Here is a 21,401-nt window from a genome sequence, read left to right as displayed (position 1 = left end):
CCGCAGACCCCGTCCGTGCGGTGGGCTCAGCCCTTGATCTCGGTCCAGGCCTGGACCCATTCGGAATACGGCACGCACTTGACCGCCGTACGTCCGTCGAGGCACTGCTCGATCGGCGTCGTCCAGAACTTGACGTCCTTCCAGTACGCCTCGTCCGTGGCGTGGTAGGTGTCACAGAACGTCGGGTCGCTGGTCTCGAAGCACGAGTGGATGTTGGCGGGAGCCTCACCGAAGTACTCGGCCACCTGGGCGTTGACCTTCGGAGAGATGATCCAGTTCATCCACTTGTAGGCGCAGTTGGGGTGCTTGGCCTTGGCGGACAGCATCCAGGTGTCGGACCAGCCGGTGGCGCCCTCGACGGGCAGCACCGCCTTGACCTTCGCGCCCTCGCTCTTGGCGAGGCTCGCGATCACCTGCCAGGTGGTACCGACGACCGAGTCACCGCTCTTGAAGGCGGCGACCTCCTTGAGGTAGTCGTTCCAGTACTCGCCGATGTTGCCGCGCTGCTTCTTCAGCAGGTTCACGGCCATGGTGAACTGCTGCTGGTCCAGGGCGTACGGGTTCCTGATGCGCAGCCCCGGACGGCTGGCGCTCAGATACAGCGCCGCGTCCGCGATATAGATCGGGGAGTCGTACGCCGTGACCTTCCCCTTGTGCTCGGGCGCGTCGTCGAAGACCGCGGACCACGACACGGGTGCGGGGGAGACCTCCTCCGTGTTGTACATCAGCAGGTTGGCGCCACGGCCGTGCGGAATGCCGTAGGCGGTGCCGTCGTAGGAGTTCCAGGTCTGCCGCTTCAGTCCGAAGAAGACGTCCTTGTAGTTGGGCACCAGGCTGGTGTTCACGGGGGCCGCTTCACCGGAGCCGATGAGCCTGAGGGAGGCGTCACCCGACGCGGAGACCGCGTCGTAGTCACCGGTCTTCATCAGCGAGACCATCTCGTCCGAGCTGGCGGCGACCTTGTTGTTGACCTGACAGCCCGTCTGCTTCTCGAAGGCCGAGACCCAGTCGACCGCCGGGTCCGTGGTCCCGTCCTCCACATACCCCGCCCAGGAGACCAGGTTCACCCGCCCCTCCGTCGCACCGAGCCTCGACTGCGCCGTGAGGTTCGGGGGGCTGAAGCCGGACGACGAGGACGCCTTGGTGTCCTCGAACAATCCGCAGCCGGTGATCAGCAGGAGAGAACAGGCGGCGGCTGTCGCTTTGAAAGTTCTGTACACGTGCAAAGGAATCTCCACGGTGTGGGGGGATGGGGAGGATCGGGGGCAGGGTTGTGGCGTTGTATGGCAATGAGCGCGCGGGACGCGCAGGATGCGATACGGGTGTCGGACACGACGGTGTCGCCGCGGCCGGCGCCCGGCACCGAGGGGTGTGGTGACCGGAACAGCCCGGGCGGCAGCCGTGGTTGTACGGCATGGGCTCGGACGAGGCTCCAGGTCGGCCGACAGGCCGGCGGGCCCGTCGAGGGTCCGCCCACAGGACGAGTCACGTCGTCGGGCGAACCGCGTGGCCATCACCTTACGGAGCGTCGCAGTGGCGATCAACTTGCCTCTGTGGAAGGGAGGTTGATGATGCGTCAAGATGCGGTGAAGCGAGCGAGGCGTATACCGTCGCGGTCATGTTCTCCTCCCCGCAGCAGCCCCTCTTCTCCTCCGGCCTCGTCCCGGGGCTCGTTCCCGCGGGCCCGGACGCAGCCGCGAGAGGCGGCGCCCCGTGGGCCGCGACGGCGATGCTCGACCCGGACACGGAAGCGGGCGTGGCCGCCCGGGTGCGCTGGACGCTGGAGGCCGTCTTCGGCACCGTCGCCGAGATCCGGGCCGCCAGCACGGCGCTGCTGAACCGGGTCACGGCGCAGGGGCGCCGACCGGTCAGCGCCGACCTCGCGGCGCTGCGCCCGGGGCTCCATCTGCATCTGGCCCGGCAGGAACTGGTCTCCGGCGTCGGCTTCATCGCGGCCCCCGGGCTGCTCGACGACGTACCGGCCTGGCTGGAGTGGTGGCAGAGCGGCTCCGACGGGGCCGTACGGCCGCTGCTGCTGGACCTCGACCCCCGTAGCTCCGCGTACTCCGACTACACGCACTGGGACTGGTTCGCCCTGCCCCGTGACACCGGCCGCCGTGCGGTCGCCGGGCCGTATGTCGACTACCTCTGCTCCGACGAGTACAGCCTGACCCTGTCCGCTCCCGTCCACATCGGGGGAAGGTTCGTCGGGGTCGCCGCCGCGGACGTGTATCTACGGCACTTCGAGGCGGCCGTCATGCCGCTGCTGCGGGCGCTGCCCGCGCCGGCTCATCTGGTCAACGCCCGCGGCCGGGTGGCCGCCTCGGCCGACCCGGCCCATCTGGCCGGTTCCCTCACCAAAGGCCCCGATTTCGGCGCACTGCTCGCCGGGGCGCGACCCGGGCGCCACGGCGAGCTGCGGCTGGTCCCGTGCGACGACATCCCGCTCGTTCTGGTCATACCGGAGAACTGACCGGACGGACACCGCGAGAATGCCGTGGAAAAAGATTCACACGGTCTTCGAATGTCCCCGCATTTCCCCGCCCGATCTCCCCATGAGTGAAATGGTGATGGCGCGTCGCAATGCGGACGCGGAGTGATCGGATACCCCCCGCCGAAGAACATCGCGGGGTGACAGGAATCACAGAGGAATCACGGTCGAGGGTGACTGACGGTCGACCCCCGGCCCATGAGGGCTGCTCCCTGGGTACCGGGATCGACACCGGATCGGTGATAGTGAACCGACCCGGAAAGATGTATCGAGCACCCAAGGAAGTCCGTGGACACCAGCGACCGTACGGCCCACAGCGGCGAGGCACCTGACGACACCCGGCCGGACGGGGCGGGAGCCGGAGGCAGGGGCTGGCGCCGCTGGGCCATGGACACCCGGCCGCTGCGCCGCCCCGCCTACCGCCGGCTGTGGTCCTCGACGATCGTCACCGCGGTCGGCAGCCAGCTCACCGCGGTCGCCGTGCCCAAACAGATCTACGACCTCACGGGCTCCTCGGCATGGGTGGGCTATGCGAGCCTCGCCGGTCTGCTGCCGCTCGTGGTCTTCGCGCTGTGGGGCGGTGCGATCGCCGACCGCATGGACCGCCGCAGGCTCCTGCTGATCACGAACTCCGGTCTCGCCGTGACCTCCGTGCTCTTCTGGGTGCAGGCCGCCACCGGGCTCGGCTCGGTCCTGGTGCTGATGGTGCTGCTCGCCGTCCAGCAGGCCTTCTTCGGCCTCAACTCCCCGGCCCGCAACGCCTCCATCGCCCGGCTGGTCCCGCCGGAGGAGCTCCCGGCGGCCAATGCGCTCGGCTCCACGGTCATGCAGACCGGAATGGTGGCGGGTCCCCTGCTGGCCGGCGTGCTCATCCCCGTCATCGGCCTCTCGGAGCTCTATCTGATCGACGCCGTGGCCCTGTGCGCCACCCTCTGGGCGGTCGTCCGGCTGCCCGCCCTCCCCCCGCTGACCGAGGCGGCGAAGAACCGGGCGGGCTGGCGGGCGATCGCCGAGGGCTTCCGCTACATCTCGCTGCACAAGGTCCTGCTGCTGTCCTTCGTCGCCGACATCATCGCCATGGTGTTCGGCATGCCGCGCGCCCTGTTCCCCCAGCTCGCCGCCCGGACCTACGCGCCCTACGGCGAAGGTCTGGCGCTCGGCCTGCTGTTCGCGGCGATCCCGATCGGCGCGGTGCTCGGCGGCCTGATGTCCGGCACGTTCTCCCGCGCCCGCCGCCATGGACCGATGGTCATCGCGGCGGTGATCGTCTGGGGCGTCGCGATCATGGGCCTCGGCCTGACCAGCAATCTCTGGGTCGCCGTGGTCTTCCTGGCCGCCGCCGGAGTCGCCGACATGGTCTCCATGGTCTTCCGCGGCGCGATCCTGCTGTCCGCCGCCACCGATGAGATGAGGGGCCGGATGCAGGGCGTGTTCACCGTCGTCGTCGCGGGCGGCCCGCGCCTCGCGGACGTCCTGCACGGCACGGCCGGCTCGGCTCTCGGCCCCCGCGCGGCCATCGCGGGCGGCGGCCTCCTCGTCGTCCTGGCGACCCTCGTTCTCGCGCTGGCCACTCCGGCCCTGCGCGAGTACCGGATCTGACCCGCCCCCGATTCATGCCCGTATCCGCCCGGCCCGGAGGATTCCCGGCCGCCCGAAATCCCCGGGGACATCGAATTCGGATTCCCGTGGAATTCTCCGGGAGCCGTTCCTGAACAACGGCGGTATGGTCGTGACATGAATACGGCGAGCTTTGTGGTACTGGCTGTCTCGCATCAGCAACTCAACGTGTTCTTGGCCTTTATCGGCGGCATGGTGGTCTCGGGCGCGCTGATCTGGGCCGTGCGGCTCGGAATGGCCGTACGGGACCGTGAGCCGGACGCACCCCGACCCGAGGAGCAGCCCCATCTGCCCGAGGGCGGCGCGGTGCGGGAGGAACGGGAGGTTCGGGAGCCCGAGGAGGTGCCGCACGCGGCGCAGGAGAGCGAACGGCTCATGCCGTACCAGCTCCACCACGCGGCGAGCAGACGCGGCGACGACCAGCACCGCAAGCGCTGGCTCCCCGGCTCCAGCGGTGCGTTCGGCAGTGGCGGCCCGGGCCATGTGTGAGGCCCGGGCGACGGGGGACACCGACGCGTCCGGGCCCGCGCCCTCACGGCAGATCCGCCGCCGAGTCCTCCGGCGCGAGGTCCGGGCGCAGCCGCAGCCAGGACGGCTGACGCAGCAGACCTGACCGGGTACGGGTGTGGTAGCGGACCTCGCCGACCAGTCTCGGCAGGACCCAGTGGGACCCGGGAATCCTCGGGTCGCGGTCGAAGGGGCACTTACGCGTCTCCATGACGTGCAGCAGCCGGGCGAGCTCGGTCCGCTCGGTCTCGCTCCAGCCGGTGCCGACCCGGCCGACATAGTGCAGCCGTCCCGCCTCCCGCTGCCCCACCAGCAGCGCTCCGGGCAGCCCGGTCAGCCGCCCCTGGCCCGGCAGCCAGCCGCCGACGATCACATCCACGGCCTGTACATTGCGGATCTTGATCCAGTGGCGGGAGCGCACGCCGGGCTCGTACACCGAGTCGAGCCTCTTGCACACCAACCCCTCCAGGCCCTGTACCCGGGTCGCCTCCAGGGCCTCGGCACCATGACCGACGAGCGCGCCCGGCGTCGACCAGTTCGGCCCCTCCAGCCGGAGCGCCTCCAGTTCCGTGCGCCGACGGGTGTAGGGCAGACCGGTCAGGGGGTGTTCCAGGAACATCACGTCGAACAGCACCAGGTGCACCGGTGTCCCCGCGGCACGGCGCGCCGCCAGCGCGGGGGAGTGGGCCAGCCCCATACGCGACTGGAGCCGCTGGAAGTCACCGCGCCCCCGCTCGTCCAGGGCCACCACCTCCCCGTCCAGCACGGCCGGTGTCTCGCCCAGGGCGCCGCCCAGCGGTCCGAGCTCCGGATAGGCGCCGGTGATGATCTCGCCCGACCGGGCGCGCAGCTCCAGGCTGCCGTCTCCGGGCAGATACACCACCACCCGCTGGCCGTCCTGTTTGGTCTCGTAGGCCCACTGTGCGTCCTGCCGGACGGGCGGCAGGGAGCCTGGGGTGGCGAGCATGGGGGCGATCAGCGGCAGTCTCACGGGTCACTTGTGGACGGTGCCGCCGGTCCTCACGCGTCCCGACCGGTCGTTTTCCCCTGAACGGCGCCCCCGCGCCACCCCACCCGGCCGGTCGTCCTAGGCCGGGGCGGCCTGCGCGATCAGCTCCTGGAGCCGTAGCCCGCGCCGAGCGTCCAGCTCACCGGACACCCCGCTGCGCACGGCGGTGGCGAACTCCCGGCGCAGTACCGGCCAGGGCTCCTCGGGGCCCAGCTCGGCCGTGTCGTACACCAGCGGGGGCTGCGGTCCGAAGAGCTCGATACGGGTGCCGCCGTCCGGGACGTTCACCGAGCCGGACAACGAGCACTGACTGACCGCCCCGCTGGCGTGTTCGCAGGTGAGTTCGATCCATCGGCGGGGGTCGCCGACGCCCCGCACCCGCTCGATGGGACCGATCGCCGCGTCCAGCAGATCGAGCAGATGCGGCCCCACATCGAGCAGCGCCCCGTGCTCCAGCCGCCAGGGGGTGGTGAAGTCCCCGCCCAGGAAGGCGGCGCTCAGCCCCTGCGAGCGCGCACCGTAGATCTCCAGGTCATGTGCGGCGGCCAGGAACCGTCGCGCGGCCGGATGGTAACGGTTGCTCAGGACGAGCTGACTGACGAGCCCGGCCTCCTCGATCGCGTCGGCCAGCCGTCGCGCCGACGGCAGATCCGCGCCGAGCGGCTTCTCCAGCAGCAGGGCCTTGCCCGCCTTGGCCGCCCGCAACGCCAACTCCGCCTGGACCGCCGGGGGGACCGAGAAGGCCACCGCCTCACAGCTGTCGAGGAGTTCCTCGAACCCGGCGGCCACCGCGGCACCGTACGGCGTGGCGATCTCGCGGGCCGCCTCCTCGCGGCGCGCCCACACCGCCGTCAGCCGGGTCTCGGGTCCGGCCGCCAGCACCCGTGCGTGCACGGCGCGCGCCCAGGGGCCGGCCCCGACCAGCCCGACCCGCACCGGTTCCCCGTTCCATGGCTGCGAGATGTCCGTCATGGAGGGAACTCCATCATGACTTCACGGACTTGGCGAGAGCGCCTCGGCGAGGGGACCGGCCGGACACGGCCGACCGGTCCCCGTCGCACCGTGGGGCCTGCCGTTCAGGGGCGGGTGTACTCCTGCCGTACGACGGTGGCGAGTTGGGCCAGGGCCTGCTCGGCGCCGGCCCGGTCGGCCGCGTCGAGGACGGCCAGTGCGTCCGCGGCGGCCTCTCTGACCAGCCGGGGCACCTCGTCCAGCGCCGCCATCCGATAGGCGAGGGTGCGTCGGGCGGCGCGCTCCTCGGCGGCGACCCCGGTGGGCCCCGTGCGCGGGAAGACCGCGGCCTCGTAGGCGGCGACATGGAGCAGCACCCCGTGTGCGATCCCCTCGGCGTAGCCGCGGATGCCGGCCTCCCGCTGGGCCGCCGCGAAGTGCCTCAGCGCACGCCGGCGGACGAAGAGGGCACCTAGCGTGCCCGCCGCACCCGCGCACCCCGCGGCGAGAAGGGCGCCCCGGACACCGCCGAACAGCGCGCCGATCAGTGCCCCGCTCGCGGTGATCAGGCAGACCAGGCCGACGGTGAGCAGCAGCAGGGCACGGGCGGGTGTGATCGGGGTCATGGCGTGCAGTGTGCCAGCCGTCACCAAGGCGTACGGCCGGACCCCAGCTCAGGGCCGGGGCGGACGTGATCTGCGACACGTGTGCCGTGCCCCGTCGGAACCCCTCGGGGGGATCGGTGCTGCGCATCGCTTGATCGGTGATCAAGCGATGCAAATCCGCTGCCCATGGGGTGTACGACGCATTTGACACTGTGTTGCACGCGTGGATAGGAAACATGGCGGCGGAAGCGGAGAGGTGGACAGTGCGCGAGCCCAATGTGATCGGCGACTGGCAGGAATATGCGGACGAGCATGCCGGTCTGCGTGTCCGTGTCCATGGCCTGGAAAAGGCCGAGCCGCCGCACGGGCGTGACGGGGCCGCCGAGGGTCTGACCTATTTCCGCTTCCGGGTGACCGTGGAGAACCGCATGGGAAAACCGGTCGGTGTCCATCTGGAGGACGGCCAGTTCGACATCCGGGTCGGCACGGACGGTGAGAGCGCATTCCTGGACTGGCGCAACTCACGGTTCGTCGAGGGCTTCGACCTCTATCCGCTGCGGCGCGTGACCGCCGTGCTGTACGCCGCCGCGCCGGAGTCCTCCCTGAACGTCGTCGACATCCAGGTGCAGCTGAAGGCGGACGACGACTGGGCCGACCGATATCTGTGGTCCGGCGGTCTGCCCGCGCCGGACGGCCCGCCCGGCACGGACACCCGCGCCGACGGCGCCCCCGAGGGCCTGATGGGCCAGATCGCCGTGTTCCTGCGTGAACAGGCGGAGCGAGGACAGAGCTGAAGCGCCTTCCGGTACCCGCGGCGGCCGGTCGCCCGGTCCGGCCGCGGTCCGGGCCGGGACGGCCGAGGACGGTGGTACGGGCCCGTGCCGGGTGCCGCGTACCACCGTCCGCCGGGCTCAGCCGTAGGTGATGTCGGACGTGTTGAACTTGCAGTAGGTGCCGTCGGCGCCGTTGCCGAGCTCGGTGGGTTCGGCGCCGGTGTTGTTGCCCTGGTAGCGGGCACAGATCTTGATCTTCTTGCTGCTGTCTCCGTGGATCCGGATCTTGGTCAGCGTGGCCGAGTCGCCGTAGTTCTGGTTGACGCCGACGATCATCTTGCCGGGAGCGGTGACATCGACGTCGTTGACGACGACGGTGCGCTTGTACTGCGTCTTGCAGTTGCCGCAGGAGCGGACCAGCTTGCCGAAGTCCGACACCTGGAATCCGCCGGTCACGGTCAGCTTGCCGGCGCCGTTGAACTGGAACACCTTGTCCGAGGCCTTCCGGGCGCCGCCGCCGGTCACGGTGTATGTCGCCGAGGACGAGGTGCCCTTGAAGGTGGCGGCGTCCTCACCGACGTCCTCCCACCAGACGTTCTGCAGGGTGCAGCTGCCCGCGCAGTGGATGCCGTCGGCCCCGGGGACGCCGATGATGACGTTCTTGAGGACCGCGCCGTCGGCGAGGTTGAAGACCGGGGACTGGCTCTCCGACTGGCCGCCGTCGCCGAGACTTCCGCTGCCGTAGTAGCGCTGGAGACCGCCGTCGTAGGTCCCCGAGACGGCGATCGTGGAGCTGACAGCCACGCTCTTGGTGGCCGTCGGCCAGGAGGGCAGGGCGCTGGCGGTGCCGGCCATGCCGTCGGCCATGAAGGTGGCGCAGGTGATGCCGAGGGCGGCGAGGGTGCCGGTCAGCGCGCGGGTGCGGGCGCGCCGGCGTACGGGTGGCCTCATGGGGCGACTCCTTCTGGTGCGGTGGGGGTGGTCAGAGCTTTCCGGTGCCGGCGCCGGAGGTCACCGAGGTGACGACGGAGGAGGCGGGCTCGGCGGTGTAGCTGTAGGGCGCCTTGGTGAAGGTGCCCACCTGGGAGATCTCGGTCGTGGCCCCGCCGAGGTCGTTGCCCGTCAGATTCGCGTAGCCGTCCACCTTGCTGTCCCGGTTGGTCGTCACGGCGACCTTGGTGCTGCGGAAGACGTTGTTCTCGACGAGCATCTGGGCGCCCATCCGCGAGTGCACGGCGGTCTCGGCCCCGACGACATAGTTGTCGTAGAAGTGCCCGGTGCCGAAACGCAGGCTGGGGATCCGTGAGTTGACGTTGTCGAAGTAGTTGTGGTGGTACGTCACCCGCAGATGCCCGGTGTCCTCGCTCGCGTTGTTGTCGCTGTGGCCCACGAGCGAGCCCTTGTAGTGGTCCTTGAAGACGTTCCAGGACACGGTGACGTAGTCGGAGCCGTGGCTGACGTCGACCAGCCCGTCGTAGTAGTCCTTGCCGTGGTCGCGGTCGGACGACAGCGTGTTGTGGTCGATCCACACCTTGGTCGAGGCCTGCACGGTGATGGAGTCCGTGCCGACGGCCTTGCTGAGGTTCAGGTTGCGGACGACGACATTGGACACGTTCTTCAGCCGCAGTCCGCCGCCGGTGAATCCGGAGGACGAACCGACGCCCAGGACCGTGGTGTTGGCGCCGATGTCGACCTGACCGCTCAGCGAGATCAGTCCGTTGACCTTGACCACCTTGGCCGAGCTGCCGGTGACGGCGGACTTGAAGGCGTCGAGCGTGGAGACGGTGACGGCGGAGGCGCTGCCGCCGCCGGTCGTCCCCGCGCCGAACCCGATCGGAGCGGACTCGGCCGCACCGGCGGACTGCGGCAGGGCGAGCCCGACGGTGACGGCGAGGGCGACCGAGGCCGCAGCCGTGAGAACTCCTCGGCGGGAAGGTGTACGTGAGGGCACGGTACGCATGCGGGGGGTGTCCCTTCGGGAAGCGTTCCGATGGTCAGGAGTGTGAACGACGTACGTCATGTGGAACCTTGCGCGCATACAGCGTGGGGGGATCAAGCGGATGCAACGCCCCGAGGAGTGCACTTCCCCAGGTCGCTCGGGTTCCGATATCTGTCATCTCGTATACGAGGTACGGCAGTTGGGTCACGCTGCTGAACGGGAACGTAAGGGGTAAGCGCTTTCTGGTCAACGCTTTGCGCAGAACGCTTTTCGGTCGCTCCCGGAGCGCGAGGAGGATGCCGTGAGTGCGGCAGGTGCCGACTGATGACCCGCTACGTCGGCGAAGTGTGGTCCGGCCGCACGGCAGCCCCGGACGCCGCGACCCATGGCCGCGAAAGGGGGTGCCGTGCCTCGCCGGAAGGAGGGGTGTGACCCGGGCACGCTCCGAACCCGCCATGAGATGATCTCGGGCTGGGCCGTCGCGGCGTCGTGCCGCGTAGGTCAGAGAACCGCAGGACGGTCCGGGCAGGAGAACGGGAACTCGCGCGGCACGAACCCGGCGGTGCCGACCCGCTCCGGTGCGCGGCGCCACCGCCATCCGGCTTCCGTGTCAATGCCGTCCGTGTTGCCGTGTGGGACGTCGGGGCCCCGGACGACTGCCCGGGCTCCGCTCAGTGCTTCCGCCAGTGCTTCCGCTCAGCTCTTCCGCTCACTCAGTACGCAGAACTCGTTGCCCTCCGGGTCGAGGAGGGTCACCCAGTGCTGCTCGTCCTGCACGGTGTCGGCACGCCGGGCGCCGAGGGAGAGCAGCCGGGTGACCTCGGCCTCCTGGTCGTCGGGGCGGAAGTCGGGGTGGAGCCGGTTCTTCGACGTCTTGCCCTCGGGGACAGGCACGAAGAGCAGCCCCGGCATCCGGTCCGGTTCAGGCCGGATCTCGATGATCTCCTCGGATTCGTCGACCACCACCCAGCCGAGAGCCTCGGCCCACCAGCGCCCGAGAGCGACGGGGTCGGCGGAGTCGACGATGATCTGTTCCCATTCCAGTGCCATGAGCCTGAGCATAGACAGGACCGGTGGGTGCCGGCCCCTCTTCTTGCCGCTGGTGATGACGAGCTTCGCGGCCATGCCGCGCAGGAGGGCCGCAGGGAAGGCTCCGGGCGAAACTTTCGAGGTCAGGGCCCGGGTGCGGGTGGTCGGCGCGGGTGGGGAAGTCCCTCCGCCCAATGAAGTGGGAGCGCTTCCATGGGGAGCGTGTTCATGCCACGATGCTTCCCGTCGACGCCCGATGGTCCTCGACGCCGATGTGCCGTGCGCATCGGCGCCGAGCCGGTCGACCATGACGCCCGTCCTCTCACCGCGGCCCGCGGGTCACCTCGGGCCGGAACGCCACCTCCACCTCCACCTCCTCCGGCTCGACCGTGACCGCGGTGAACGTCTCGTACGACGGCACCATCGCCCCGGACACCGGCGTGAGCATCGGGTGTCAGGCCGGCTGCCGGGGCGCCGCCGCCGCATGTCCTTCGCGCCCGACGGCACGTCCGGCATGCTCGGCTGACCGAACGGAACCGCACCACCCCGGATGCGCGCGCGGGCAACCTCCGGCACGCACCTCCGGTACACCGTCTCCCAGAGGAAAGGCACCTTGCCCGTGAACCCGCTGAGAACCGTGTCGTCGTGGAGCCGAGTCTCCCGAGGCCAACTGGTCGCCGCGAGCGTCCTCGCGCTCTCGCTCGTCACCACGTCGGGCGTGGTCGGCGCCGCGGAACGGCACACCGACACCCCTGCCGCCGCCTCCCGGGCCGACCGCGGCTGGGTCGACACCTGGACGGCGATGCCGCAGCTCACGGAGCCCGGCAACATGCCGCCCGAGCCCTTCACGGGCCGGGACTCCGTCCTGGTGGACACCACTCTGCGGCAGACGGTGCATGTCACCGCCGGAGGCTCCCGGATCCGGCTCCGCTTCTCCAACGCCTTCGGCACCACCGCGCTGCCGATCACCCGGGTGTCCGTGGCGCTGCCGCTGAACGGCCGGGCGGGCGTCGACGCGATCCAGCCGGCCACGACACGGCAGGTGACGTTCTCCGGGCGGCAGTCGGTCACCGTCCCGGCCGGGGCCCAGATGGTGTCCGACCCCCTCGACTTCACCCTGCGGCCCGGTTCCAATCTGACGGTGACGGCCTATCTGGCCACCGGGCAGCAGTCTCTCGACCTCACCTCCCACCCGGGTTCCCGCACCACCTCGTACCTGGTGACGGGCGACCACACCCGGGACAAGGACCTGCCCGGGGCCACCCCGGTGGACCACTGGTATCTGCTCAGCGACGTCGAGGTCGTCCCCGGCCGCGCCGGCGCGGCCGCCGCGGTCCTCGGTGACTCCCTCACGGACGGCCGGGGTTCCACCACCAACGGCAACGACCGCTGGCCCGACCAGCTCTACGACCGTTTCCGGACCGGCTCCGGCACCGCGGGCCTCGCGGTCCTCAACCAGGCGGCCGGCGGCAACCGGGTGCTCAACGACGGGCTCGGCCCGAACGCCCTCGCCCGCCTCGACCGTGACATCCTCGCGCACAGCGGCGTCGACTGGCTGATCGTCTTCGAGGGCGTCAACGACATCGGCACGGCCCCGGCCACCGCCAAGGACCAGCGAGCCGTCGCCGACGACCTGATCGCCGCCTATGAGCAGATCATCGTCCGCGCCCATGCCCAGGACATCCAGGTGTACGGCGCCACCCTGCTGCCGTTCGGCGGCAACGAAGGCTACGACGATCCGGCCGGGCTGCGGGAGGCCACCCGGCGGACGGTCAACAACTGGATCCGCACCAGCGGCCGTTTCGACGCGGTCCTCGACTTCGACCGCGCGGTCCGCGACCCCTCCGACGTCCGGCGGCTGAGCCCCGGCCTCCAGGTGGGGGACTGGCTGCACCTCACCCCGGAGGGCTACCGCAAGCTGGCCGCCGCGGTGCCCCTCCAGCTCTTCCGCACGGCGAAGACCTCATAGGTCCGCCGAAGGTCCGGCGTACGGCCGCGGGAGCTCCGACTCTCGTGGTCCGTACGCGAGTTGACGCCCGATCCGGCTGTGCCGCCCGGCCGGTGTCCTTCGTTCGGGGACTGGCACGGGCATTCCCCGGCTCTCTAGGATGGGGCGCCCGCCGAGCCGGTTTCGACGGCGCGGCCCGGATCTGGGAGAACGATGCAGTCTGGCAGGCAGGTCTCCACATCCATCGACGCCACGGTGCCGACGGCCGCCCGTATGTACGACCACTACCTGGGCGGCAAGGACAACTACGCGGCCGACCGGGCGGCCTGCGAGGAGCTGGACAGGGTCGTGCCCAGCACCCGTGCCCTCGCCCTGAACAACCGGCGCTTTCTGCAACGGGTGGTGCGGACGCTGACGCAGGACCACGGGATCCGGCAGTTCCTCGACCATGGATCCGGCCTGCCCACCCAGGACAATGTCCACCAGGTCGCCCAGCGCGTGGACCCCACCGCCCATGTGATGTACGTGGACATCGACCCGATGGTCCTGGTGCACGGCCGGGCCCTGCTGGAGCAGGACGAGCGCACCGCCGTCATCCAGGCGGACATGCGGCACACGGAAGAGATCTTCTCCCATGCCGAGACCCGGCGCCTGATCGACTTCTCCCAGCCGGTGGCGGTGCTCTTCAACTCGGTGATGCACTGCATTCCCGACAGCGAGACCGACGGGCCGCCCGCCCTGGTCCGCCGGGTCGCCGAACGGCTCGCGCCCGGCAGCTTCATGGTGCTGTGTCAGCTGGTCAGCGAGGACCCCGAGGTCCGCGACTTCGTCACCGGCTTCATGGACCAGGCGACCCAGGGCAACTGGGGGCGGGTACGGCGGCAGAGCGATGTCGCGGCCTGGTTCGAGGGCATGGAGATCCTGGAACCGGGTCTGGTGGAGGTGTCCACCTGGCGACCGGACTCCGAGGTGGCTCCGCGCCAACTCACCCAGGAATGGATCGAGTTCGGCGGAGTCGGCCGGATCCGCTGACCGCCGCCGGAGCCGTCACCGGGTGGCGTAGCGCTCTTTCAGCGTCCTGCGGAGCAGGGCCATCGACGCACGGGGGTCCAGGGCCTCGTCGGCGAGCCGGTCCAGCACCACCCGGTACTCCTCCGTCTCCTCCCGGTCCTCCAGGAAGTGGGCGCTTCGGATGTGCTCCAGATAGACGATGTCGGGCAGATCGAGGCCGCCGAAGCGCAGATAGGTGACGGGGATCGCCGGAGCCGACGCATTGGTCACGTCCAACGGGACGATCTGCACCGTGACATGGGGAAGCCGGGCCGTCTCCACCAGATGCTCCAGCTGCTCGCGCATCACCTCGGCCCCGCCCAGCACCCGCAGCAGGACCGATTCGTCGACGATCGCCCACAGCCGGGGAGCGTCCGGGCGCAGCAGCAACTCCCGCCGCCGCATACGTAGTTCCACCCGGCGCTCCGCCTCGGCCGCGGACGCCGTGGGCAGACCGCGCTCCACCACGGCCCGGGCATAGGCCCGGGTCTGCAACAGACCGGGGACGTACTGGATCTCGAAGGTGCGGATCGCCTCGGCCGCCTCCTGCAATCCGACCAGACGGTCGAACCACTCCGGCATCAGCCGCTTGTCATAGCGCTGCCACCACCCCGGCTCACCCGCCCGCTGCAGCAGCGCGACCAGGACCGAGGCCTCGTGGCCATCGGCGCCGTACAGCTCCAGCAGCGCCCGGACATCGGCTTCCGCGGGCGGTCTGCGGCCCTTGCCGGCCTCGATGCGCGACAGCTTAGCCGCGCTGAACCCGGCGGCCCGTGCCGCCTGTTCCTGGGAGAGGCCGGCCTCCTCGCGGATCCCGGCCAACTGCACCCCGACCAGCATCTTCAGCAGCGTCGGAGCGGGCTCCGACCGGCTGAGATAGGGCTCCAGGCGGGAGACGCGGTGCGATGCGGCGGACATCCTGACCCCCGGCCGGCCGACGGACAACGGAACCGCATTATCGCATTCTTCCGATGCTCGCCGCAGGCGCCGGGAGCGGGAGACCGCCCGCGTCGCGCTCACACCAGATGGTCGAACTCCCCCTCCTTGGCGCCCGCCAGGAAGGCCCTCACCTCGGCGGAGGTGTAGACGAGCGCGGGTCCCTCCGGGTCACGGGAGTTGCGTACCGCGATCGCCCCGTCGGCCAGGGCGGCCACCTCCACGCAGTTTCCCTCGGCATTGCTGTGCCGGCTCTTGATCCAGCGGGCGTCCAGCGCGCCCGCCCGCACTCCGTTCGGCACCGAAGTCACCAGGATCTCCTTGCTGACGTTCCGTCACAGGACAGCGGGGGCGGGTGGGGCGTGGTGCACTGTTCGGGCCCCCTGATTCTCCTACCCCGCGTGCAATTTCTCATGCAATTGCACGCCGTCGGCCTTGCGTATGGATAATGGAGACGGCGTCAACAGCCTGACCGCGGCCGGCCTCAACGGGCCCCCGAGCGTGGCACCGACCGCTCCCCGGCGTCCGTCGCGACACCGGGGAGAGCCACGCCGAGAGCGCCGCTGCGACGAACGGGACGACCGAGGCACGGCCTCACACGGCTTGCGGGGAGTGGACATGGCCGCACCACTGAAGGATCTGGAGCGCGTGCCCTGGGACACCATCAAGGATTCCAGCGGTACCGCAGAGGCCATCCCGGTCCTGCTCCACCATGTCGCCCGGGGCGACGAACCCACCGCCAGAGCGGCGCTCGCCACCCTGAGGGAACGCATCTGCCAGTACGGCTTCGTGGTCGATCAGGCCACGGCCGTCACGGTGCCCTTCCTGTGGGAGCTGGCCCGGCTTCCCCAGGTCACCTGCCGGGTGCAGATCGTCCGGCTGCTCAAGAACATCGCCGACGCCCGCCAGTGGGAGAGCACCGCCTCCGCCTACCCCAAGCTGCTCCACCACCGCCATGACTATGTGGGGTGGGAGCGGGAGGCCCGCCGCGCCGTGCGGGCCGAACAGGACGTACTGCGCCAGCTGCTCGGGGAGCCGGACCCCGAACTCGCCGAGGCCGCGGCCGAACTCGCGTCCACGCTGGCCGCCGGGCGAGTGAGCGGATCGCGCGCCTGACGCACCTGTTCGGTGTGCGGAAGGTGGTCGCGTCGGCGCGGGGCAGGCAGTTCGGACCGGCAGGCCGCGTTCCGGGGAGCACTGACGGGCGATGAGCGGGCGGTTGGTTCGTGAGCGTGGGAGACCTCGTCGGTCACGCGTCGTCCGCCGGGGCGGAGGCGCCGCCCGGCTCGCCGGTGCCGGGGGTGTGGTCCGCAGGGCTCGACGGGCGGAGCAGTTTCGCGTCGCGCACGCGTTCCAGGGGACGGGTCAGGGCGCGCAGGGAGAAGCCCTCCCGCTTGCGCGGCTCCTGACGCGGTGACGGCAGTGTGCCGAAGGACTCCCGATAGGACTCCAGCGCCTCATGGGCGAGTTCGGCCGCCTCCCGGTACAGGTCGCGCGACTTCGTCATGGCGTCGAGCGCCTCGGCATAGGCGGCGACCTGGCGGCGCGCCAGGTCCAGTTCCTCCTCCAGCGTCGTCAGATGCCACTGCTCGCGCAGATCGGACAGCGCTTCCTCGCCGCCCTCGGGCAGGGGGCCCGGCTGCCCGGCGAAGCGCCGTACGGCGTCGATGAGTTCCGCCGGCTTCGAACCGTCGAGGAACACCGAGCGGACGCTGAAGTCGTCGTTGCCGACCCCGGGACCGGCCGGTGTCGCCGGGAGCACCACGGCGCCACCCCGGGGCACCCGCACCCCGAGGTCGTAGAGCGCCCAGTTGACCACCTGGAACTGCTCGGGCGAGGCCCGGTGCTCCACGACACGGTGGCGCAGACCGGGAGGCAGCAGCGGTGCCAGGGGGCGCAGTCCGCGCTCGTCGGGGGTCATCGCCTCATGGACGACCACATGGACGGCCCAGCTGCGGCGCACGCACTCCTTCAGCAGGCGGCGGAGCGCACGGTCCTCCTCGGGGAGCGGATTGATCTCCTGGAAGCGGAGTCCCGCGACCACATCGTGGTCCCAGGGGGCGTCCCCGTGCTCGGGCCAGAAGACCGTGGCGGGCGAGGGCCAGTCGAGCTTCCAGGACCGGTCCGCCTCGGCCACCAGCACCCAGTCCTGGGAGCCGCCCTCGCCCTCGGGCGCCCGGAGGTCCAGCCGGGCCCGCACCACGATGTCGTCGTCGACCAGCCAACGGGCCTCGAAGGCGCGGCCGGCCGTGTCGCCGCCGGGGTCGTCGAACTCGAGATGGTCCTGGAGGGCCGCGCTGCTCCGCAGCTCCCGCAGGCGGTCGCGGACGGTGTCCTCGGCACCCGGGCCGAGATGTCGCCCGCGTGCCAGCCACACGGTGTCGGGGGCCGCGGCACGGGCGGGAGGGGACTTTGCCATGGATCACTCTGGGGGACGAGGACGAGGGGGCGCCTCCCAGTATGGTCCGTCCACGTCACGGGCCGGAGGCGAGGTTGTTCATGATCGCGCTCCTCAGCGTATTCCTCTCCGGCGGGCGGATGCACGCCGCTCCGACGAGAAACCTCCCGGCTGGGCCGGTGCCCCGGCAGCCGTGCGGTCTCCACCGCCCCCTCGGTGTCTGCCGTCCCGTGCGCCTTCGGCGCCCCGAGCGCTCCAGACGCTCGAATCGATCGTCGTCGCAACAGATTCTGTCGTGAGATATTGATCCGGCGCGTGTTTCCGCCGTAGAGTCCCGGCTGTCACGTGTTGCCGGAAGTGGGGTACACCATGGATCGCGCCCGACTGCGCCAGCTCCTCGCCCGTGAGAGTGCCGAGGCCGAGCGACAGAACCCGCGTTCGCGGACCGCCTATGAAAGCGCCGACCATCTCTTCGGCCGGGTGCCGATGACCTGGATGAACAAGACCGCGGGCGCGTTCCCGCGCTATCTCGCCACCGCCCGGGGCGCCCGGGTCACCGACGTCGACGGCCATGAGTACATCGACTTCTGTCTCGGTGACACCGGCGCGATGGCCGGGCACTCCCCGGAGGCGGTGGCCGAGGCCGTGCAGCTGCGGTTCGGCGAGCTGGGCGGAGCGACGGCGATGCTGCCCACCGAGGACGCGGAGTGGGTCGGCGCGGAGCTGACCCGTCGGTTCGGGCTGACGCGCTGGAGCTTCTCGCTGACCGCGACCGACGCCAACCGATGGGCGATCCGGCTCGCCCGGGCGGTCACCGGCCGCTCGAAGATCCTGGTGAACAGCTACTGCTACCACGGCAGCGTCGACGAGTCCTTGATCGTGGTGGGGTCCGACGGGCACGGGACCGCACGGCCCGGCAACGTCGGTGCGCCCTGTGACGTCACCCTGACCAGCCGGGTCGCCGAGTTCAACGACCTCGAGCAGCTCGAACGTGAGCTCTCGCACGGTGATGTGGCCGCCGTACTGATGGAGCCCGCGCTCACCAACATCGGCATCGTGCTGCCCGAGCCGGGCTATCTGGAGGGCGTGCGCGAGCTGACCCGGCGCCACGGCACCCTGCTCATCAACGACGAGACGCACACCTTCTCGGCGGGTCCGGGCGGCTGCACCGCCGCCTGGGAGCTGGAGCCGGACATGCTCACCATCGGCAAGGCGATCGGCGGCGGCATCCCGGTGGGCGCCTACGGTCTGTCCGCCGAGCTGGCGGAGACGCTGCTGGACCGCGAGGACCTGGACCTCGTCGACATGGGAGGCGTCGGAGGCACCCTGGCGGGCAACGCGCTGTCGATCGCCGCGACCCGCGCCACCCTCGAACACGTCCTCACCGCCGAGGCGTTCACCAGGATGGACGGGCTGTCGCAGCGGTTCGAGGCCGGAGTGCTGGCCGCCGTCGAGCGCTGGAACCTGCCGTGGTCGGTCAGCCGGCTCGGCGCCCGCACCGAGTACCGCTTCGCGAACCCCGCCCCGCGCAACGGCACCGAGTCCGCGGCCGCTTCCGACGCCGAGCTCGAGGACTACCTCCACCTCTATCTGGCCAACCGGGGCCTGCTGCTGACCCCGTTCCACAACATGGCGCTGATGTGCCCGGCCACCGTGGACAAGGACGTCGACACCCACACCGAGCTCTTCGACGCGGCACTGGCGGAACTGGCCGGCTGAGCCGCATCGGTAGGCTGGACACCGATCATCCGGGGAGGACGAACGAGCGTGGACGAGATCGACCGGGCCATTCTGCGCGAGCTGCAGACCGACGGCCGTATCGCCTACGCGGACCTCGGCCCCCGGGTCGGCCTGTCGGCCTCCGCGGCCCGGCAGCGACTGCAACGACTCGTGGACTCCAGGGTCGTCCAGGTGGTCGGGGTCACCGATCCGATGCGGATGGGCGGCCAGGCGATGGCCCTGCTCGGCGTCACCGTGGACGGTGATCCACGGGCCGTCGCCGACCAGTTGGCCGCCCACCAGGAAGTGGTCTACTCGGTGCTGACGTCGGGCGGGTTCGACCTGTTCGTCGAGGTCGTCTGCGCCGGGCCGCGGGAGCTGCTCGACTTCGTCAACGATGTGGTCGCGGCGGCGGAGGGCGTCGAGCGAGTGAGGTCGTTCCCGTACTTCGGCATCCACACCCATCGGTTCCTGTGGAACGTGGGATAGCGCGAGGCGGCACGCCCCGGGCAGACCGAAGCGCGCCCGCGTGAAGGAGCTCTGCCGCGTCGGCGCGCGCCGGCGGTGCGGTGCAGGTGTGCGCCCGAGGGCGCGGCCGGAACGGTGTCAGGGCAGCAGTTTGTCGAGCGCCGCCCGTCCCTCGGACGCGAGCTTGCGCTCGGCCCAGGCGAGGGCGCTGGGGGACATGTCCCTGCCCGAGGCGAGGACCAGATCGTCCGGTGAGGCCTGTGCCGGAGCCACATGGAGCAGCTCGTCCGGAGTGGCCCGGTCGTCGGACGGACGACGCGACGCTTCGGGCTGCGACGTGGACATGATGTCTCCTCCGCGAGTCGATCCGCGGTGGCGGCACCCGCGGATCCGTCGTGCGCGCCGCCACCCTTCACCTCACCTTTCATCCAGATGGCGCAGTCCGCATCCCGAGAGCCGCACATCACCGGGATCGCCGACACACCGTGAGGGTGCGCCTACTCCGGGTGGCGATCGGCCGTCATGCCCCCGTGGTCCGTCGCCCCGTGGACGGCGGGCACCGCCCGGCTCAGCATCACCACGCCCCACACGATGAACCCGACCCCGACCACCTCCGGCAGCAGCCACCAGCCCATCCGGATCCTCTCCTCGAACAGCGCGACGGCCAGCACCAGGCTCACCGTGGCGTCACCGATGGTCAGCGCCGGCTGGGACGCGGCCAGCCAGCCCGCCTGAAGAGCGTTCTCCAGCAGCAGTACGGCGGCGACACCGGTGAGCGCGAACCCATAGGTCTGCCAGGCCGTCAGGAAGGCGACGAGGCCCTGGCCGGCGAAGATGCCCGTGGCCGACTTCAGCATCGCCGCGGTGAGGGCGTTGCCGATGGCCGAGGCCGTGGCCAGCACGGCGGCCCGGAACAGAGGCGGCCGCCCCGGGCGGGCCACGACGACGGCCACCGCCATGGCCCCGAGACAGCACGCCAGCACCGGGACCCACCGCACCATGGACGCCTGGTCCCGCGCGCCGGACGGGGCGGCGGCCGCCAGGACCAGCGCGAGCCCCGTGACCACCCCGGCGATCGACCACCAGACCGAGGTCGGCATGCGCCGGTGCATCAGCGGGGCGGCGATCATCAGGGCGAAGGGCAGCTCCAGGACGAAGAGCGGCTGCACCAGGGCCATCGGACCGTTCACCAGGGCCAGCGCCTGGAACATCGCGGCGCCGGCCACCCCGCCCACACCGATCACCCAGGCGGGACGGTGCGCCAGTTCCACCAGGAGCCGCAGACCGCCGCCCTGCGCGACCGTGGACGCCGCCTTGCGCTGGAACGCGGTGCCCATCGCATTGCTGGCGGCACCGGTAACGGCGAACACCGCGGCGAGTACGATCACGCTCCCAGCATGCCCCGGGGCGACGAACGGTGCCCCGCGGGACGCCCCGCACTCCGGTCCCTCGCCATGGCGCGGGGGTCACCGTATGCCCAGGGAGCCGATCACCCGCTTGACGCCGACCAGGACCGCATAGCGCTCTCGCGCGGCGAAGTCCCCCAGGTCCCAGACCGCCGGACGGCCGACCTCCGCGCACAGATGCAGCACCTGGTCCTCGCCCGCCCACACCCCCAGATGGGCGCCGTAGGCGTCGTCGGTCGCGTTGAACAGCAACAGGTCCAGCGGCCTGGGAACCGGCACCCGCAGGGTGGCCCGGGTGTCGGCCCACAGGTCGCTCGAACGCAGGGCGGGGACGGTCAGACCGAAGTGCCGCAGGACCTCGTAGGCGAACAACTGGCAGTTCGCGCCGTCCGCCAGTCCCGGACGCCCGGCCACCGCCGCCGATCCCGGAAAGCGGAAACCCACATGGGGAACCGTCCGGAAGCCCTCCGGCAGACGATCGAGCAAGGACGCCCCGGCACCCTCCCCGGCACCCATCGCCTCACCCCCTCCTCGTACTCCTCGTACGGGATCCGT

Annotated in this window: 24 protein-coding genes; 10 read left to right on the top strand and 14 right to left on the bottom strand. The window is 70.8% G+C overall.

Features of this window, described 5'->3' with window-relative positions; all coding sequences use genetic code 11:
- Positions 1-26 precede the first annotated feature (26 nt).
- Complete coding sequence (locus CP978_RS04225) at positions 27-1,220, bottom strand: ABC transporter substrate-binding protein (RefSeq protein WP_376697907.1); 1,194 nt, start codon at positions 1,218-1,220, stop codon at positions 27-29.
- Positions 1,221-1,729: 509 nt separating this feature from the next.
- Here CP978_RS04225 and CP978_RS04220 point away from each other — a divergent pair.
- The 3 genes from CP978_RS04220 (at position 1,730) to CP978_RS04210 (ending at position 4,597) form a co-directional block, all read left to right on the top strand.
- Positions 1,730-2,473 (top strand): cache domain-containing protein, encoded by a 744-nt coding sequence (locus CP978_RS04220; RefSeq protein ID WP_043448127.1) that lies wholly within the window; start codon positions 1,730-1,732, stop codon positions 2,471-2,473.
- A 306-nt stretch (positions 2,474-2,779) separates the two neighbouring features.
- Positions 2,780-4,090 (top strand): MFS transporter, encoded by a 1,311-nt coding sequence (locus CP978_RS04215; protein WP_043437615.1) that lies wholly within the window; start codon positions 2,780-2,782, stop codon positions 4,088-4,090.
- 135 nt (positions 4,091-4,225) lie between these two features.
- Positions 4,226-4,597, top strand: coding sequence for a DUF6479 family protein (locus CP978_RS04210; RefSeq protein WP_043437613.1), 372 nt, complete (start codon positions 4,226-4,228; stop codon positions 4,595-4,597).
- 43 nt (positions 4,598-4,640) lie between these two features.
- Here CP978_RS04210 and CP978_RS04205 read toward each other — a convergent pair whose 3' ends face one another.
- From CP978_RS04205 to CP978_RS04195, 3 genes are all read right to left on the bottom strand, one after another.
- Positions 4,641-5,606 (bottom strand): ATP-dependent DNA ligase, encoded by a 966-nt coding sequence (locus CP978_RS04205; RefSeq protein WP_043437611.1) that lies wholly within the window; start codon positions 5,604-5,606, stop codon positions 4,641-4,643.
- Between the two features lie 96 nt (positions 5,607-5,702).
- Positions 5,703-6,596, bottom strand: coding sequence for a Gfo/Idh/MocA family protein (locus CP978_RS04200; RefSeq protein WP_043437608.1), 894 nt, complete (start codon positions 6,594-6,596; stop codon positions 5,703-5,705).
- A gap of 104 nt (positions 6,597-6,700) precedes the next feature.
- On the bottom strand, positions 6,701-7,201 hold the full coding sequence (locus CP978_RS04195) for a hypothetical protein (protein ID WP_043437606.1): 501 nt from the start codon (positions 7,199-7,201) through the stop codon (positions 6,701-6,703).
- A gap of 242 nt (positions 7,202-7,443) precedes the next feature.
- Here CP978_RS04195 and CP978_RS04190 point away from each other — a divergent pair, with 242 nt between their 5' ends.
- A complete protein-coding gene (locus CP978_RS04190) occupies positions 7,444-7,974 on the top strand; it encodes a hypothetical protein (RefSeq protein ID WP_043437605.1) in 531 nt (176 codons plus the stop codon).
- Between the two features lie 117 nt (positions 7,975-8,091).
- Here the strand turns inward: CP978_RS04190 and CP978_RS04185 are convergent, their stop codons facing one another.
- From CP978_RS04185 to CP978_RS36070, 4 genes are all read right to left on the bottom strand, one after another.
- The gene (locus tag CP978_RS04185; RefSeq protein ID WP_043437603.1) at positions 8,092-8,904 is read right to left on the bottom strand and encodes a pectate lyase; all 813 of its coding nucleotides are present in this window, start codon (positions 8,902-8,904) and stop codon (positions 8,092-8,094) included.
- Between the two features lie 31 nt (positions 8,905-8,935).
- Positions 8,936-9,913 carry a pectate lyase family protein gene (locus tag CP978_RS04180; RefSeq protein WP_043437601.1) on the bottom strand — a complete coding sequence of 326 codons (978 nt, stop codon included), beginning with the start codon at positions 9,911-9,913 and terminating at the stop codon, positions 8,936-8,938.
- A 675-nt stretch (positions 9,914-10,588) separates the two neighbouring features.
- The gene (locus CP978_RS04175; protein WP_207312930.1) at positions 10,589-10,942 is read right to left on the bottom strand and encodes a VOC family protein; all 354 of its coding nucleotides are present in this window, start codon (positions 10,940-10,942) and stop codon (positions 10,589-10,591) included.
- Positions 10,943-11,243: 301 nt separating this feature from the next.
- Positions 11,244-11,369: a hypothetical protein gene (locus tag CP978_RS36070; protein ID WP_260421442.1), complete on the bottom strand. Its 126-nt coding sequence runs from the start codon at positions 11,367-11,369 to the stop codon at positions 11,244-11,246.
- On the opposite strand from CP978_RS36070, the gene CP978_RS04170 reads away from it, so the two are divergent.
- From CP978_RS04170 to CP978_RS04160, 3 genes are all read left to right on the top strand, one after another.
- Positions 11,311-11,544 (top strand): hypothetical protein, encoded by a 234-nt coding sequence (locus tag CP978_RS04170; RefSeq protein ID WP_242647129.1) that lies wholly within the window; start codon positions 11,311-11,313, stop codon positions 11,542-11,544. The genes CP978_RS36070 and CP978_RS04170 overlap by 59 nt on opposite strands.
- Before the next feature lie 47 nt (positions 11,545-11,591).
- Positions 11,592-12,890, top strand: coding sequence for an SGNH/GDSL hydrolase family protein (locus CP978_RS04165; RefSeq protein ID WP_043448125.1), 1,299 nt, complete (start codon positions 11,592-11,594; stop codon positions 12,888-12,890).
- A gap of 192 nt (positions 12,891-13,082) precedes the next feature.
- Positions 13,083-13,901, top strand: coding sequence for an SAM-dependent methyltransferase (locus tag CP978_RS04160; protein WP_043437597.1), 819 nt, complete (start codon positions 13,083-13,085; stop codon positions 13,899-13,901).
- Positions 13,902-13,916: 15 nt separating this feature from the next.
- Here the strand turns inward: CP978_RS04160 and CP978_RS04155 are convergent, their stop codons facing one another.
- A complete protein-coding gene (locus tag CP978_RS04155; protein ID WP_043448123.1) occupies positions 13,917-14,837 on the bottom strand; it encodes a helix-turn-helix domain-containing protein in 921 nt (306 codons plus the stop codon).
- A gap of 98 nt (positions 14,838-14,935) precedes the next feature.
- Positions 14,936-15,166 (bottom strand): DUF397 domain-containing protein, encoded by a 231-nt coding sequence (locus CP978_RS04150; RefSeq protein ID WP_167748001.1) that lies wholly within the window; start codon positions 15,164-15,166, stop codon positions 14,936-14,938.
- 307 nt (positions 15,167-15,473) lie between these two features.
- Between CP978_RS04150 and CP978_RS04145 the strand changes: the two genes are divergently transcribed.
- Entirely contained in the window at positions 15,474-15,971 is a 498-nt protein-coding gene (locus CP978_RS04145) for a hypothetical protein (RefSeq protein ID WP_227745314.1), read from the top strand.
- Between the two features lie 133 nt (positions 15,972-16,104).
- On the opposite strand, the gene CP978_RS04140 is transcribed toward CP978_RS04145, so the two are convergent.
- Positions 16,105-17,274, bottom strand: a complete 1,170-nt coding sequence (locus CP978_RS04140; RefSeq protein ID WP_043437594.1) for a hypothetical protein — start codon at positions 17,272-17,274, stop codon at positions 16,105-16,107.
- A 348-nt stretch (positions 17,275-17,622) separates the two neighbouring features.
- On the opposite strand from CP978_RS04140, the gene CP978_RS04135 reads away from it, so the two are divergent.
- Together CP978_RS04135 and CP978_RS04130 are read left to right on the top strand one after the other, a co-directional pair.
- Positions 17,623-18,972: a transaminase gene (locus CP978_RS04135; RefSeq protein ID WP_043437591.1), complete on the top strand. Its 1,350-nt coding sequence runs from the start codon at positions 17,623-17,625 to the stop codon at positions 18,970-18,972.
- Between the two features lie 48 nt (positions 18,973-19,020).
- Positions 19,021-19,461 (top strand): Lrp/AsnC family transcriptional regulator, encoded by a 441-nt coding sequence (locus tag CP978_RS04130; RefSeq protein ID WP_043437587.1) that lies wholly within the window; start codon positions 19,021-19,023, stop codon positions 19,459-19,461.
- Between the two features lie 117 nt (positions 19,462-19,578).
- Here CP978_RS04130 and CP978_RS04125 read toward each other — a convergent pair whose 3' ends face one another.
- The 3 genes from CP978_RS04125 to CP978_RS04115 all read right to left on the bottom strand — a co-directional run bounded on the left by CP978_RS04125 (position 19,579) and on the right by CP978_RS04115 (position 21,362).
- The gene (locus CP978_RS04125) at positions 19,579-19,785 is read right to left on the bottom strand and encodes a hypothetical protein (protein ID WP_043437584.1); all 207 of its coding nucleotides are present in this window, start codon (positions 19,783-19,785) and stop codon (positions 19,579-19,581) included.
- 152 nt (positions 19,786-19,937) lie between these two features.
- On the bottom strand, positions 19,938-20,828 hold the full coding sequence (locus CP978_RS04120; protein WP_052454013.1) for a DMT family transporter: 891 nt from the start codon (positions 20,826-20,828) through the stop codon (positions 19,938-19,940).
- Positions 20,829-20,906: 78 nt separating this feature from the next.
- On the bottom strand, positions 20,907-21,362 hold the full coding sequence (locus CP978_RS04115) for an NlpC/P60 family protein (RefSeq protein WP_043437581.1): 456 nt from the start codon (positions 21,360-21,362) through the stop codon (positions 20,907-20,909).
- Positions 21,363-21,401: the final 39 nt, after the last annotated feature.

The organism is Streptomyces nodosus, assembly GCF_008704995.1.
GTDB classification, from domain to species: Bacteria; Actinomycetota; Actinomycetes; order Streptomycetales; family Streptomycetaceae; genus Streptomyces; species Streptomyces nodosus.
This window is presented reverse-complemented; position numbering and strand designations above follow the sequence as displayed.